The 14,270-nt window shown below is 70.6% G+C and carries 10 protein-coding genes; 3 read left to right on the top strand and 7 right to left on the bottom strand.

The window, feature by feature from the left end:
• Positions 1-12 precede the first annotated feature (12 nt).
• Both H0H10_RS11715 and H0H10_RS11710 read left to right on the top strand, forming a co-directional pair.
• Entirely contained in the window at positions 13-762 is a 750-nt protein-coding gene (locus tag H0H10_RS11715; protein ID WP_188180837.1) for a hypothetical protein, read from the top strand.
• On the top strand, positions 762-1,145 hold the full coding sequence (locus H0H10_RS11710; RefSeq protein ID WP_188180836.1) for a hypothetical protein: 384 nt from the start codon (positions 762-764) through the stop codon (positions 1,143-1,145). The genes H0H10_RS11715 and H0H10_RS11710 overlap by 1 nt, the downstream gene beginning before the upstream one ends.
• 68 nt (positions 1,146-1,213) lie before the next feature.
• Here the strand turns inward: H0H10_RS11710 and H0H10_RS11705 are convergent, their stop codons facing one another.
• The 7 genes from H0H10_RS11705 to H0H10_RS11675 all read right to left on the bottom strand — a co-directional run bounded on the left by H0H10_RS11705 (position 1,214) and on the right by H0H10_RS11675 (position 10,908).
• On the bottom strand, positions 1,214-1,930 hold the full coding sequence (locus H0H10_RS11705; RefSeq protein WP_188180835.1) for an ABC transporter ATP-binding protein: 717 nt from the start codon (positions 1,928-1,930) through the stop codon (positions 1,214-1,216).
• The gene (locus H0H10_RS11700) at positions 1,927-2,802 is read right to left on the bottom strand and encodes an ABC transporter ATP-binding protein (RefSeq protein ID WP_188180834.1); all 876 of its coding nucleotides are present in this window, start codon (positions 2,800-2,802) and stop codon (positions 1,927-1,929) included. The genes H0H10_RS11705 and H0H10_RS11700 overlap by 4 nt, the downstream gene beginning before the upstream one ends.
• 5 nt (positions 2,803-2,807) lie before the next feature.
• Positions 2,808-4,634, bottom strand: coding sequence for a branched-chain amino acid ABC transporter permease (locus H0H10_RS11695; RefSeq protein ID WP_188180833.1), 1,827 nt, complete (start codon positions 4,632-4,634; stop codon positions 2,808-2,810).
• Positions 4,635-4,639: 5 nt separating this feature from the next.
• Complete coding sequence (locus H0H10_RS11690; protein ID WP_188180832.1) at positions 4,640-5,569, bottom strand: branched-chain amino acid ABC transporter permease; 930 nt, start codon at positions 5,567-5,569, stop codon at positions 4,640-4,642.
• Positions 5,570-5,678: 109 nt separating this feature from the next.
• Positions 5,679-6,911, bottom strand: a complete 1,233-nt coding sequence (locus H0H10_RS11685) for a branched-chain amino acid ABC transporter substrate-binding protein (RefSeq protein WP_188180831.1) — start codon at positions 6,909-6,911, stop codon at positions 5,679-5,681.
• A gap of 1,133 nt (positions 6,912-8,044) precedes the next feature.
• Positions 8,045-8,533 carry a PaaI family thioesterase gene (locus tag H0H10_RS11680; protein WP_188180830.1) on the bottom strand — a complete coding sequence of 163 codons (489 nt, stop codon included), beginning with the start codon at positions 8,531-8,533 and terminating at the stop codon, positions 8,045-8,047.
• Between the two features lie 95 nt (positions 8,534-8,628).
• Positions 8,629-10,908 (bottom strand): FdhF/YdeP family oxidoreductase, encoded by a 2,280-nt coding sequence (locus H0H10_RS11675; RefSeq protein ID WP_188180829.1) that lies wholly within the window; start codon positions 10,906-10,908, stop codon positions 8,629-8,631.
• A gap of 271 nt (positions 10,909-11,179) precedes the next feature.
• On the opposite strand from H0H10_RS11675, the gene polA reads away from it, so the two are divergent.
• Positions 11,180-13,906 carry a DNA polymerase I gene (polA, locus tag H0H10_RS11670; RefSeq protein WP_188180828.1) on the top strand — a complete coding sequence of 909 codons (2,727 nt, stop codon included), beginning with the start codon at positions 11,180-11,182 and terminating at the stop codon, positions 13,904-13,906.
• Positions 13,907-14,270: the final 364 nt, after the last annotated feature.

Genomic DNA, 14,270 nt, shown 5'->3' with positions numbered 1-14,270 from the left:
GCGCCCTCCCCCATGAGCATCACCATCGGCGACTGGACCGCGACGGCGACGGGCGACCCGCTGCCCGTCACACCCCGTTTCACGGGCGATTCCGTGGACGTCGCGGGTCATGCGGACAGACAGGAACGTGAGCGGTTCCTCGCGGCCACCTTCGGCAGCCGGGAGTGGCTGTGGGACGCCTCTGACGTTCTCGGGTTCGACCGGGACAGCCGGCAGCTGGTCGGGGCCGAGTTCCGGATGCCGTACGCGTGGGCCGATTCCGAGACCTCCGCCCGCGTGCCCGTCGTGCCCGCGGTGCGCCCGGGCGGAGTCCGTGCGGACGAGGTCCGGGACTTCCGGCTGGAGATGTGCACGGTGCTGTGCCGTGCTCCCGGGGACGAGGTGCTGGTCTGTCTGCGCGATCCCGGCGCCCTCGACGGGCCGCCGGAGGCCCGCATCGGCATCGCCCCCGACGTGACGCTCCTCGTCCGGCACGGCACTGTCGCCGGCTGGAGCCTGACCGATCCTGCCCGGTACCTGACCACCGGGTTCGCCGACCCCGACCCCGCCCCGCCGTCCGAGGCCACCCGCCGGCTGCTCGGCGAGTGCCTGGACCTGGTCGGCCGGCCGGTGTTCGACGAGGTGGCGGACGGTGATCCGGCCGCCCTGGCCCGGCTGCGGGCCGGGGACGAGGCCCTGCGCGCCCAGCGTGAGGACCGGCACCGGGCCGACGCGCTGCTCGCGCTGATCGGCACCCTGGTGGAGGACTACGGGGACTGGTGATGTCGGCCGGTCGATCAGGGGAGGGAGTTCCTGCGGAGGGGACGGAGGCGCCCGGACTGTCCCTCGCGGCCAGGAACCTCGGCAGGGCGCTCGACGAGGCCGGTGCCGGGAGCCGGCGGGTCCGGGAAGCCGTCGGGGAGTTCGTCGAGGAGGTCACCTTCGCGGGTGCGGACGAGATCCGGGCGATGCTGAGGGAGGTCCTCGCCGAGGACTGGGCGGCTCTGCCGGCGTGGGCCCGCGGTCTCGCCTACCGCCTGGCCTGCCTCCAGCGTCCGGACGACGCCGGGTTGCTGCGGGAGGCGGCCGCTGACCTGCTGTGCTTCGGGCCCGACCGGGACCGGGAGGCGGAGGAGCCGAGGCGGCGCGCCGCGGAGCCGGAGTAGCCGTACGCCGGAAGGCCGCCGCCTCCGGGGGAGGCGGCGGCCTTCTTGTGCCGGGTCCGGCGCGGGTGTCAGTCCTCGCCGAGGTAGGCCTTGCGGACCGACTCGTCGTGCAGCAGGTCCTGGCCGGTGCCGGACAGGACGATGTTGCCGACCTCCATGACGTAGCCGTGGTCGGCGAGGGAGAGCGCGGCTTGGGCGTTCTGCTCGATGAGCAGGATGGTGGTGCCCTGGGATTTCAGTTCGGCGATGGTCGACATGATCTTCTGCATCATGATCGGTGAGAGTCCCATGGAGGGCTCGTCGAGCATGAGCAGTTTGGGCCGGGACATCAGTGCCCGCCCCATGGCGAGCATCTGCTGTTCGCCGCCGGAGAGGGTGCCTGCGGCCTGCTTGTGGCGTTCCCCGAGGATGGGGAAGAGGTCGTAGGCGCGCTGGATGTCCTTCTCGATGCCTTCCTTGTCGTTGCGGAGGTAGGCGCCGAGACGGAGGTTGTCCTCGATGGTCATGCGGGGGAAGATGTGCCGCCCCTCGGGGGAGTGGGCGAGCCCCAGCGAGACGATCTTGTGAGCGGGGACCTTCTTCAGTGACTGTCCGTCGAACCGGATGTGGCCGGAGACCGGCTGGAGCAGTCCGGACAGTGTCCTGAGGGTGGTGGTCTTGCCGGCTCCGTTGGTGCCGATGAGGGTGACGACCTGGCCCGCGTCGACCGTGAAGGAGATGCCCTTGACGGCTTCGATCTTGCCGTAGGCGACCCTGAGGTCCTCGACCTCCAGCAGTGCGGTCACTTGTCGTCCCCTTCTGTGGTGCTGTGCGCCTCGGCGGCCCCGGCCTCCGCGGCCTCGACCTCGGCGGCCTCGTCCTGGCCGGGTGCGCCTTCGAAGGGAGTGCCGAGGTAGGCGGCGATGACGCGTTCGTCGGCCTGGACGACGTCGGCGGGCCCTTCGACGATCTTCTCGCCCTGGACGAGTACGGCGACGCGGTCGCAGAGGTTCATGATGAATCGGATGTCGTGCTCGATGACGAGGACGGCGATGCCCTTGTCGCGGATGGCGAAGATCAGTTCTTCGGCGGCGCGGGTCTCCTGCGGGTTCATGCCTGCGGTGGGCTCGTCGAGGAGGAGCAGGCCGGGCTCGCTGGCGAGGGCGCGGGCGATCTCCAGCTTGCGCTGTTCGCCGTACGGCAGGTTGCGGGCGAGGTGGTCGGCCTTGGCGGCGAGTCCGGTGAACTCCAGGAGTTCCATGGCGCGTTCACGGGAGGCCTCTTCGGCCTTCTTGAAGCCGGGCAGGCGCAGCAGGGCTGACCAGAGGCCCTCCTTGGTGCGGGTGTGCCGTCCGACGAGGACGTTCTCCAGGACGGTCATGTTGGCGAAGAGCCGGATGTTCTGGAACGTGCGCGCGATGCCGGCCTGGGTGACCAGGTGCGGCTTGGGTGGCAGGACGGTGCCCTTGTACTCCACCTTGCCCTCGGTGGGGACGTACAGGCCGGTGAGGCAGTTGAAGAAGGTGGTCTTCCCGGCGCCGTTGGGACCGATGAGGCCGACGATCTCGCCGCTGTTGACGGTGAGGTCGACGGAGCGCACGGCGGTGAGGCCGCCGAAGCGCATGGTGACGTTGCTGGCGTCGAGGACGGTCGTGGTGGTGGGTGCGGTGGTGGTCATGATGGTCACGCCCCTGCCTTGGCGACGCCGGTCGCGCCGTCGGGGAGCGGCTTGTCGTCCGGTACGTCGAGCTGTCCGGTTTCGTGGAACTCGAGCTGCTTCCTGCGGTCGGCGACCAGTCCTTCGGGGCGGAAGCGCATGAGGAGCATGAGCGCGGCGCCGAAGAGGAGCAGCTGGTATTCCGCCATGAACTGGAGCTTCGCCGGGATGAGGTAGAGCAGTGCGGCGCCGATGAGGGGGCCGCTGATGGTGCCCATGCCGCCGAGGATGACGGCGGCGAGCAGGAAGGCCGAGTTGGGCGGCACGGAGCCGGCGAACTGGTACTGCTCGGGGGTGACGCTGTAGGACACGTGGGCCTGCACGGTGCCGGCGAGACCGGCGAGGCAGGCACCGAGGGCGAAGGCGAGGAGCTTGAGGCGGAAGCCGTTGATGCCCATGGCGGTGGCGGCGGTCTCGTCCTCGCGGATGGCGACCCAGGCGCGGCCGATACGGGACTCCGCGGAGCGGCGGAAGACCAGTACGACGATGGCCGTGAACAGCAGCATCAGGAGGTAGTAGTTGCCGGAGCGGGTGAGCTCGTGGCCGAGGACGTCGTGCGGCACTCCGAGGTTGAAGCCGAAGACCTCCAGGTCGGGGATGTTCGGGATGCCGTTGGAGCCGTTGGTGACGTCGGGTCCGCTGTTGCCGTTCAGGTTGTTCATGGTGATGCGGAAGATCTCACCGAAGCCGAGCGTCACGATGGCGAGGTAGTCGCCGCGCAGGCGCAGGGTCGGCGCGCCGATCACGACGCCGAAGACCAGCGAGGCGACGGCGCCGGTGAGGACGGCCGCCCAGAACGGGAAGTGGACGCCGATGCTCGACTGCGGTGAGCCGGAGACCAGGGCGGCGGCGTAGGCGCCGACGCCGAGGAAGGCGACGTAGCCGAGGTCGAGGAGGCCGGCGAGGCCGACCACGACGTTCAGGCCCAGGGCGACGGTGGCGAAGATCAGGATGTTCGCGCCGATGAGGGCGAACTGGTCGTTGCTCTGGGTGAAGGGGAAGCAGATCGCCGCTACGAAGGCGGCCGTGAGGGTGACGTTGCGGTGCTTGGCGGTGAGGGCGGAGAGCCGCTTGAGCAGCCCTGCGCGGGTGACGGCGGTGAATCCGAACGCGGCGGTGACGAGGAAGCCGATGAAGAGTTCGGAGTACTCGGTGCCGATGCCGTACGCGAAGACGTACAGGCCGACGCCGAAGCCGGCGGCGATGATCAGGATCTCGGCCCAGGAGGGGAGTTCCCTGGCGCGGCCGGGTTCGGGGGCGGTGAGGGAGTGGCGGATCCGGCCCCAGAGACCCGGGGTGGGTTCGTCCGCGCCGTAGGGCTGGTCGGCGGGGAGGCCGAGGGCGCCGAGGACGGCGACGAGGGCTCCGATGCCGGAGACCCACGCCCCGGGTTCGAGGTTGACGAGGCCGCCGAGTTCCTGGCTGATGGCGCCCAGGGTGTAGCCGGTGGTGCCGAGGACGCCGAGGGCGCTCAGCAGGACGGGGCTGTTGGTGCCGCCGGGGGTGAGCCAGCGAAGTCCCTTGATGCCGTAGCCGGAGAGGGCGAACAGCAGGGTGACGGCGGCTCCGACGAGGGTGAGGACCTGCAGGCCGCCGGGGTAGCCGGTGACGGTGAGGTTGCCGGGGAACTCGTCGGTCCAGGTCCAGGCGAGGAAGGTGCCGATGAGGGCGACGGCCGAGCCGGCGACGGTGGTCGCGCGGGCCACGGCGGGGGGCAGGGGGACGACCGGGGTGGTGGTGGCGGTCGCCTCGGTGGTGTCCGTGGTCTTGTCGGTGGGAGTCTTGGTGGTCATGGGTATCACGCCCGATCCGCGACGCGTTCGCCGAGCAGGCCCTGTGGCCTGAAGAGCAGGACGAGGATGAGCAGGCTGAACGCCCATACGTCCTTCCAGGCGCCGCCGCCGAAGAGGTCCATGCCGGGGATGTTGCCGATGTAGCCGGTGGCGAGGGCCTCGGCGACGCCGAGGACGATGCCGCCGAGCATGGCGCCGTAGATGTTGCCGATGCCGCCGAGCACGGCGGCGGTGAAGGCCTTGAGGCCCATCAGGAAGCCCATGCGGAAGCCGACCTGGCCGTTCTTCAGGCCGTAGGCGACGGCGGCGATCGCGGCGAAGGCGGCACCGATGGCGAAGGCCATGACGATGATGCGGTCGGTGTTGACGCCCATGAGCTTGGCCGTGTCGGGGTCCTGCGCGGTGGCCTGCATGCCGCGGCCGGAGCGGGTCTTGGACACGAAGAGGCCGAGGGCGACCATGCAGAGCGGGGCGGCGATGAGGACGAACAGGTCACCGCGCTGGATCGTGGTGCCGAAGAGGTCGATGGGCTCGCCGTGGAACTGCGGGAAGGAGCGGTCCTTCTTCGCCTCGGGGTACCACATCCACACGATCTGCTGGAGGACGATGGACAGGCCGATGGCGGTGATCAGCGGTGCCAGCCGTGGTGCGCCGCGCAGGGGCCGGTAGGCGAAGCGTTCCGCCGCGGTGGCGAAGGCGACCGAGACGACGACGCCGCCGAGGATCATGAGGGGGACGGCGGCGCCGAGGGCGAAACCGTCGGGGAGTATGAGGAAGACGGTGAGGGCCCCGAAGCCCCCGACCATGAAGATCTCGCCGTGGGCGAAGTTGATGAGCTGGACGATGCCGTAGACCATCGTGTAGCCGATCGCGATGAGTCCGTACATCGCGCCGAGGATGAGTCCATTGGCCAGCTGTTGCGGCAGTTCGTTCACCGCAGGGCCTCCGTGGAGTGGTTCGGATACGGCGCCGCGCGGGAGCGCTGGTGGGCGCTCCCGCGCGGCCTGGATCAATGTGTGAGGGGTGTTGTGTCCGTCCCCTTGCTCAGTCCAACTTGGGGGAGGCGCTGTACTCCGGCGCCCAGGCGTTGTTCTTGACCTTGTAGGCGGTCATCAGGGTGTTCGTGGTGTCACCGAACTCGTCGAAGGAGATGGTGCCGGTGACGCCCTGGAACTTGACCTTGCTCATGGCGTCCAGGACGGCCTTGCGGGCGTCCGAGGGGAGCTTGCCGTCGTTGCCGTCGACCGCCAGCTTGATGGCCTCGATGATGGACCAGGTGGCGTCGTAGGTGAGGCCGCCGTAGGCCTCGTACGCGTCCTCGTAGTTCTCGGCCTTGTAGTTCGCGATGAACTCCTTGGCGGAGGGGAGCTGCTCGACGGGCTTGCCGACGGAGGTGGCGAGGTCGTTCTCGGCCTTCTTGTTCAGCTTCGGGAACTCGGCGGAGTAGATGCCGTCGCCGCCCATGAGCGGGATGTTCTGGCCGCTGTCCTTGAGCTGCTGGCTCAGGGGGGCGGCGGCGGGGTACTCGCCGCCGTAGTAGAGGGCTTCGGCGCCGGTCTTCTTGATCTTGGCGACGACGGCGTTGAAGTCGCGGTCCTCGGGGTTGATGTGGTCGTTGCCGACGATCTTGCCGCCGAGCCTGGTGAAGTTCGTCTTGAAGGAGGCGGCGAGGCCGGCGCCGTAGGTCTTCTGGTCGTCGATCAGGTAGACCTTCTTCTTGCCGGCCTTGTTGTAGAGGTAGTCGGCGGCGAAGGCGCCCTGGACCTCGTCGGTGGTGGCGGTGCGGAAGAAGGTCTTGAACTGGCGGACCGAGTTGCCGGTCTTCCAGCCGTCGCCCTGGGTCAGTTCGGTACCGGTGTTGGCCGGGGACACCTGGACCAGGCCGGCGTCGTTGAACGGCTTCTGCATCTGCTGGGAGACGCTGGAGTTCAGCGGGCCGACGACGCCGAGGACGTCCTTGTTGCTGATGTACTTCTGGGCGTTCTGCTGGCCGACGGAGGGCTGGGCCTGGTCGTCGAGGGGCTCGAGCTTGAACTCGATGCCCTTGACGTACTCCTTCTTGTTGGCGGTCTTCACCGCGAGGTCGGCGGAGTTGCGCATGCCGAGGCCGAGGGCCGAGAGGTCGCCGGTCAGCGGAGCGTCGATGCCGATCACAACAGTGGTCTTGTCACCGCCGCCACTGCCGTTGCTGCTGTCGTCGCGCGACCCGCATGCGGTCAGGGTGAGCGATCCCGCCGCGAGAGCCGCGGTGAGGGCGATGAGCGAACGTTGACGCACGATCCAGTCCTTTCCCCTAACGGTCGCTTCCCGGTGGAAACGGCCGAGTCGAGCGCTGGGCCGAAATGAGAATCGGGCGGCGCGGTGACTGGCCGTGACTCTAAGCGCGTGTGGGGAACGCGGAGGAGGGTCTGGCCAAGGCTGTGACGCTCTTGTTATGACACGACGTATTGCAGAGCGGTACTGAGTGGGGGGAAGGGCGGAATTCTCGCCGGTTTGCCCTGTCCGGATGATGAGAAACCGCAGGACTCGGCGAGAGTGTGTTCAGGTGTATCGGCGCTTTTGGTGATGACCTGATTTTGCTGGCGGGGTGACCGGCGGGGCCTGGTGGTGGGCCTGTGTCTGCCGTGCCGCGGGGGCGAAGCCGTGCGTCGGCATTGCGTGCGGATTACGTAGAGTTACGTCTGGGAAAGAGGTTCGGCGCATCTCGCCGTTTCCCGTATTCCGCCCCGCTCGGGTGGCGGTGAACTTGTGATGGATCTTGTGGCGGGGCCCTCCTTTGTCCGGAAAGGGGGGTGTGGCATGGAGGCGGCGGATAGAGGTGCGCGAGGCCGGTATATTCGTGTAATGGCCACCGGAATACGGGATTCCGGCGAGACTTCGATCTTGAATCCGGCGTTCCGGATTGTTGATTCAGCGCTGCGGCCTGCGGTTTCGAAGAAGTGGATCAAGATCGCCCGGATGGATGGGGTGGGCGGGGTGGAGCGGTGGGGAAGGCCGGGGCGGGCTGCGCTCATCGCCGCGGCAAGGCGGACGGGTCATCGCGGCGATACCGGGCCGAGGTGGCCCCCGCACACCTCATGGCCCGTCACTTGACGGGCCGCACCGGTGCGTTGCTGTTTTCTGACGGGCCGTGTTGCGGCGTCCGCAGCCCCGCGCGGGATGCCATGCCGACCGCTGGAGAGGCCCCAAGGGTAGGTGGCCGCCGCGGGTACGACCGTCGGGCGCCTCTGCGGCCCGCTGCCGGACGGGTCGCGTACCCGACTCCTCGCCGGCAGTGGCCCGTGGCGGAGGCGGCGTGGGTGACGGCAATGGCGACGGCGGCGGCGGTGATCCGGCTCGCCCGTCGGTGAGGGGCCATGGCGGTGCGGGGCGGGGCCGCCGCGCGTCCCGCACCACACCGCCGGGCGGGCTCAGCCCGCGCCGCCCACGCGCTCCGCGTCCTTCGGGTTCACGTCCCGCAGCAGGCAGGTCAGCCGCGCGGTGCACACCCGCTTGTCCGCCTCGTCGGTGATGACGATCTCGTACGTCGCCGTGGACCGGCCCCGGTGCACCGGCGTGGCCACCCCGGTGACCAGCCCGGAGCGCACACCGCGGTGGTGGGTGCAGTTGAGGTCGACGCCGACCGCGATCTTGGAACTGCCGCCGTGCAGCATCGACCCGACCGACCCCAGCGTCTCGGCCAGCACCGCCGAGGCCCCGCCGTGCAGCAGCCCGTACGGCTGGGTGTTGCCCTCCACGGGCATCGTGCCGACGACGCGCTCGGCCGACGCCTCGACTATCTGCACGCCCATCCGCGTGCCGAGGTGTCCCGCGGAGAACAGCGCGGGCAGGTCGACGCCGAGCGCGGCGTACTCGTCGATGACCTCCTGCGGGAACTGCACCTGCTGCTGCTCGCCCATGGGCCGGCTCCGTTCGTCCTGATCCGTCTGTCTGGTCCGTGTGTCCGCTGTGCCGGCCGGCTCCGAACGGCCGGCCGGCACGACTGAGCAAACGCTCAGTCGGTCGCCGATTGTTCCAGACGGACCACGACGGACTTGCTGGCCGGTGTGTTGCTGGTGTCCGCGGTGGCGTCCAGCGGCACCAGGACGTTGGTCTCCGGGTAGTACGCGGCCGCGCACCCCCGGGCCGTCGGGTAGTGCACGACGCGGAAGCCGGGAGCCCGCCGCTCCACACCGTCCGTCCACTCGCTGACCAGGTCGACGTAGGAGCCGTCCGCGACCTTCAGTTCCCGGGCGTCCTCGGGGTTGACCAGGACGACCCGGCGGCCGTTCCTGATACCGCGGTAGCGGTCGTCCAGGCCGTAGACCGTGGTGTTGTACTGGTCGTGCGAGCGCAGGGTCTGCAGCAGCAGCCGTCCCTCGGGCAGCTCGGGGTACTCCACGGGCGCGGCGGTGAAGTTGGCCTTGCCGGTGGCCGTCGGGAAGCGGCGCTCGTCGCGCGGGGCGTGCGGGAGCGCGAAGCCGCCGGGGCGGGCCACGCGCGCGTTGAAGTCCTCGAAGCCGGGGATCACGCGCGCGATGCGGTCGCGGATCGTCGCGTAGTCCTTCTCGAACTCCTCCCACGGCACCTTGCTGTCCGCGCCGAGCACCCGGCGTGCCAGCCGGCACACGATGGCCGGTTCCGACAGCAGGTGCCGGCTCGCGGGATCCAGCCGGCCGCGCGAGGCGTGCACCATGCCCATGGAGTCCTCGACGGTGACGAACTGCTCGCCGCCGCCCTGGAGGTCGCGCTCCGTCCGTCCGAGCGTCGGCAGGATGAGCGCCCGCGCGCCCGTGACGGCGTGCGAGCGGTTGAGCTTCGTCGACACGTGCACGGTGAGGCGGGCCCGGCGCATGGCCGCCTCGGTGACCTCCGTGTCGGGGGACGCGGCCACGAAGTTGCCGCCCATGGCGAAGAAGACCTTCGCCTCGCCGTCACGCAGCGCGCGGATGGCCCGTACGACGTCGTAGCCGTGCTCGCGCGGCGGGGCGAAGCCGAACTCCTTCTCCAGGGCGTCCAGGAAGGCCGGGGCGGGGCGCTCGAAGATGCCCATCGTGCGGTCGCCCTGCACGTTGGAGTGGCCGCGCACCGGGCAGACGCCCGCGCCCGGACGGCCGATGTTGCCGCGCAGGAGCAGGAAGTTCACGACCTCCCGGATGGTCGGCACGGAGTGCTTGTGCTGGGTCAGGCCCATCGCCCAGCACACGATGGTGCGCCTGGAGGCGAGGACCATGCGCAGCGCCTGCTCGATCTCCGCGCGCGTGAGACCGGTCGCCCTCAGGGTCTCGTCCCAGTCGGCGGCGCGGGCGGCCGCGGCGAACTCCTCGTAGCCGTGGGTGTGTTCGCGGACGAACGTCTCGTCGACCGCGCCCTCGGTCTCGATGATCAGCTTGTTGAGGAGCCGGAACAGGGCCTGGTCGCCGCCCAGGCGGATCTGCAGGAACAGGTCGGTCAGCGCGGCCCCGGTGGTGAGCCCCTTGGGGGTCTGCGGGTTCTTGAAGCGCTCCAGGCCGGCCTCGGGCAGCGGGTTGACGCTGATGATCCGCGCGCCGTTCGCCTTGGCCTCCTCCAGGGCGGAGAGCATGCGCGGGTGGTTGGTGCCCGGGTTCTGGCCGGCCACGATGATCAGGTCGGCCTTGTACAGGTCCTCCAGCAGGACGCTGCCCTTGCCGATGCCGATGGTCTCGGACAGGGCCGAGCCGGACGACTCGTGGCACATGTTCGAGCAGTCCGGGAGGTTGTTGGTGCCCAGCTCGCGGGCGAAGAGCTGGTAGAGGAACGCGGCCTCGTTGCTGGTGCGCCCCGAGGTGTAGAAGACCGCCTCGTCCGGGGAGCCGAGCGCGGCGATCTCCTCGGCGACGATGTCGAAGGCGCGCTCCCAGGTGACCGGCTCGTAGTGCTGGCCGCCCTCCGGCAGGTACACCGGGTGCGTGAGGCGTCCCTGCTGGCCCAGCCAGTAGCCGCTGCGGGTCGCGAGGTCGGCCACGGGGTGCGCGGCGAAGAACTCCGGGGTGACCCGGCGCAGGGTGGCCTCCTCGGCCACGGCCTTCGCCCCGTTCTCGCAGAACTCCGCCCTGTGCCGGTGCTCCGGCTCCGGCCAGGCACAGCCCGGGCAGTCGAAGCCGTCCTTCTGGTTGACGCTCAGCAGGGTCAGCGCGGTCCGCTTCACACCCATCTGCCGCTGCGCGGCGCGCAGGGTGTGGCCGATGGCCGGCAGGCCCGCCGCGGCGTGCTTCGGCTCGGCGACCTGGGGCGCATCCTGAACCGGATCACTCTTGGGCGGCTTGGTGGCCATCGTGCGCTCCTTCGCGTACGCGTGTGAGGTACGTCTCCGATCCTCGCACGCCCCGCCGACACCGGGGGCGGCCGGGAGAGGACCGGCGGCGGGAGCAACGCCTGCGCCGAAGGCGGCGGGAGAGCGGCCGGCCGGCGGCCGGGGTACGTGCCGTCCCGGGCCGCCGGGTGCTGCCGCGGGCCGCCCGTGCCGCGCCGCGGTACCGGGCCAGGGCGGCGCGGCAGCGCGAGGGCGGGGCCGAGTGTCAGTGGGGCGTGGCAGGATCGAGGGCGTGGCAGAGACAGCATCGAAGAAGACCGACAGCACCCCCGGCGGCGGCCGCCCGCGCCTGATGCTCATGGACGGGCACTCGCTGGCGTACCGCGCGTTCTTCGCGCTGCCCGCGGAGAACTTCACGACCGCGACGGGCCAGCCGACCAACGCGATCTACGGCTTCGCGTCGATGCTGGCCAACACGCTGCGTGACGAGGCGCCCACACACTTCGCGGTGGCGTTCGACGTCTCCCGCAAGACCTGGCGCTCCGAGGAGTTCACGGAGTACAAGGCGAACCGCTCCAAGACCCCGGACGAGTTCAAGGGCCAGGTCGAGCTGATCGGCGAGCTGCTGGACGCCATGAGCGTCACCCGCTTCGCCGTCGAGGGCTTCGAGGCCGACGACGTGATCGCCACGCTCGCCACCCAGGCCGAGGCCGAGGGCTTCGAGGTGCTGATCGTCACCGGCGACCGGGACTCCTTCCAGCTGGTCAGCGAGCACACCACGGTGCTCTACCCGACGAAGGGCGTCTCGGAGCTGACCCGGTTCACCCCGGAGAAGGTCTTCGAGAAGTACGGGCTGACGCCCGCGCAGTACCCCGACTTCGCGGCGCTGCGCGGCGACCCGTCGGACAACCTGCCGGGCATCCCGGGCGTCGGCGAGAAGACCGCCGCGAAGTGGATCAACCAGTTCGGGTCGTTCGCCGAGCTGGTCGAGCGCGTCGACGAGGTCAAGGGCAAGGCCGGGCAGAACCTCCGCGACCACCTGGAATCGGTCAAGCTCAACCGCCGGCTCACCGAGCTGGAGCGGCGGGTGGAACTCCCCAAGACCGTCACCGACCTGGAGCGCACCGCGTACGACCGCAAGGGCGTCGCGGTGATCCTGGACACCCTGGAGATCCGCAACCCCTCCCTGCGCGAGCGCCTCTTCGCCGTCGACCCCGGCGCCGAGGAGGCCGAGGCCACGCCGGTGGTGGTGGACGGCGTCGAGCTGGACGGCACGGTGCTGGGCACGGGCGAGCTCGCGGGCTGGCTTGCCGAGCACGCCGCGCAGCCCCTCGGCGTCGCCACGGTCGACACCTGGGCGCTGGGCACCGGATCCGTCGCCGAGGTCGCGCTCGCCGCGCCCGACGGGAAGGCCGCCTGGTTCGACCCGTCCCAGCTGGACGAGGCCGACGAGACGGCGTTCGCGGCATGGCTGTCCGACGGGGACCGGCCGAAGACCTTCCACAACGCCAAGGGCGCGATGCGGGTCTTCGCCGAGCACGGCTGGAGCGTCGCCGGCGTCACCATGGACACTGCGCTCGCCGCCTACCTGGTCAAGCCGGGCCGCCGTTCGTTCGACCTGGACGCGCTGTCCCTGGAGTACCTGCACCGCGAGCTGGCCCCCGCCGCCGCGGCCGACGGCCAGCTGGCCTTCGGCGCGGACGACGGAGCCGAGGCCGAGGCGCTGATGGTGCAGGCCCGCGCGGTCCTCGACCTGGGCGAGGTGTTCGAGAGCCGCCTGGAGGACGTCGGCGCGGCGGACCTGCTGCGCGACATGGAGCTGCCCACGTCCGCGCTGCTGGCCCGCATGGAGCGGCACGGCATCGCGGCCGACCGCGACCACCTCCAGGCCATGGAGCAGATGTTCGCGGGCGCCGTGCAGCAGGCCGTGAAGGAGGCGCACGCGGCGGCCGGACGCGAGTTCAACCTCGGCTCGCCCAAGCAGCTCCAGGAGGTCCTCTTCGGCGAGCTGAACCTCCCGAAGACCAAGAAGACCAAGACCGGCTACACCACGGACGCCGACGCCCTGGCCTGGCTGGCGGCCCAGACGGACAACGAGCTGCCGGTGATCATGCTCCGCCACCGCGAGCAGGCGAAGCTGCGGGTCACCGTCGAGGGCCTGATCAAGACGATCGCCGCCGACGGCCGAATCCACACCACGTTCAACCAGACGGTCGCCGCCACCGGCCGCCTGTCCTCCACGGACCCGAACCTGCAGAACATCCCGGTGCGCACCGACGAGGGCCGCGCGATCCGCCGGGGCTTCGTCGTCGGCGAGGGGTACGAGTCCCTGATGACGGCCGACTACAGCCAGATCGAACTGCGCGTGATGGCCCACCTCTCCGAGGACGAGGGCCTGATCGAGGCGTTCACCTCCGGCGAGGACCTGCACACCACCGCCGCCGCGCAGGTGTTCTCCGTGGAGCCGGCCGCGGTCGACGCGGAGATGCGCCGCAAGATCAAGGCCATGTCCTACGGCCTGGCCTACGGGCTGTCGGCCTTCGGCCTCTCCCAGCAGCTGAACATCGAGGCGGCCGAGGCCCGCGGCCTGATGGACGCCTACTTCGAGCGGTTCGGCGGCGTACGGGACTATCTGCGCCGGGTGGTCGACGAGGCACGGGCGACGGGTTACACCGCGACGCTCTTCGGCCGCCGCCGCTATCTGCCCGACCTCAACAGCGACAACCGCCAGCGCCGCGAGGCGGCCGAGCGCATGGCCCTGAACGCTCCGATCCAGGGCACGGCGGCCGACATCGTCAAGATCGCCATGCTCAACGTGGACAAGGCGCTGCGCGAGGCCGGTCTCAAGTCCCGCATGCTCCTCCAGGTCCACGACGAAATCGTCCTGGAGATCGCCCCCGGCGAGCGGGCGGCGGCGGAGGAGCTCGTCCGGCGCGAGATGGCGGACGCGGTCCGGCTCCGGGTCCCGCTGGGCGTCTCGGTGGGCGCGGGCCCGGACTGGGAGTCGGCGGCGCACTGACCGCCGACGGTACGGCCGACACGGACGCCGGGAGCGGAGACGGGGGTGCGCCCTCCTCCGCTCCCGCGGCCGGTGGGCGGGCCGCACTCACGGGAGGACCGGGACGCACTCACGGGACGACAGGGCGGGCGGCGCACGCCCCCGCCGGGGAGCCGCACGTGCCTTCGCTGGGGAGCTGCACATGCCCTCGCCCGGTAGTCGCACGCGCCCTCGCCCGGTAGTCGCACGCGCCCCCGCCCGGCAGTCGCATGCGCCCTCTCCGGACAGCCGCACCCACCCTCGCCGGGGAGCCGCACGCCCCCTGCCGGGGAGCCGCAGGTGCCTTCGCCGGGGAGCCGCACCCACCCCCGGCGGGCAGCCGCAC

Origin of the sequence: Streptomyces griseicoloratus (genome assembly GCF_014534645.1) — a bacterium.
Lineage (GTDB): Bacteria > Actinomycetota > Actinomycetes > Streptomycetales > Streptomycetaceae > Streptomyces > Streptomyces griseicoloratus.
This window is presented reverse-complemented; position numbering and strand designations above follow the sequence as displayed.

Excerpts from the sequence above, each read along its gene's own strand:
- H0H10_RS11710 (WP_188180836.1), top strand. The coding sequence starts at position 762 with ATGTCGGCCGGTCGATCAGGGGAGGGAGTTCCTGCGGAGGGGACGGAG.
- H0H10_RS11700 (WP_188180834.1), bottom strand. The coding sequence starts at position 2,802 with ATGACCACCACCGCACCCACCACCACGACCGTCCTCGACGCCAGCAAC.
- H0H10_RS11675 (WP_188180829.1), bottom strand. The coding sequence starts at position 10,908 with ATGGCCACCAAGCCGCCCAAGAGTGATCCGGTTCAGGATGCGCCCCAG.
- H0H10_RS11680 (WP_188180830.1), bottom strand. The coding sequence starts at position 8,533 with ATGGGCGAGCAGCAGCAGGTGCAGTTCCCGCAGGAGGTCATCGACGAG.
- H0H10_RS11695 (WP_188180833.1), bottom strand. The coding sequence starts at position 4,634 with ATGACCACCAAGACTCCCACCGACAAGACCACGGACACCACCGAGGCG.
- H0H10_RS11715 (WP_188180837.1), top strand. The coding sequence starts at position 13 with ATGAGCATCACCATCGGCGACTGGACCGCGACGGCGACGGGCGACCCG.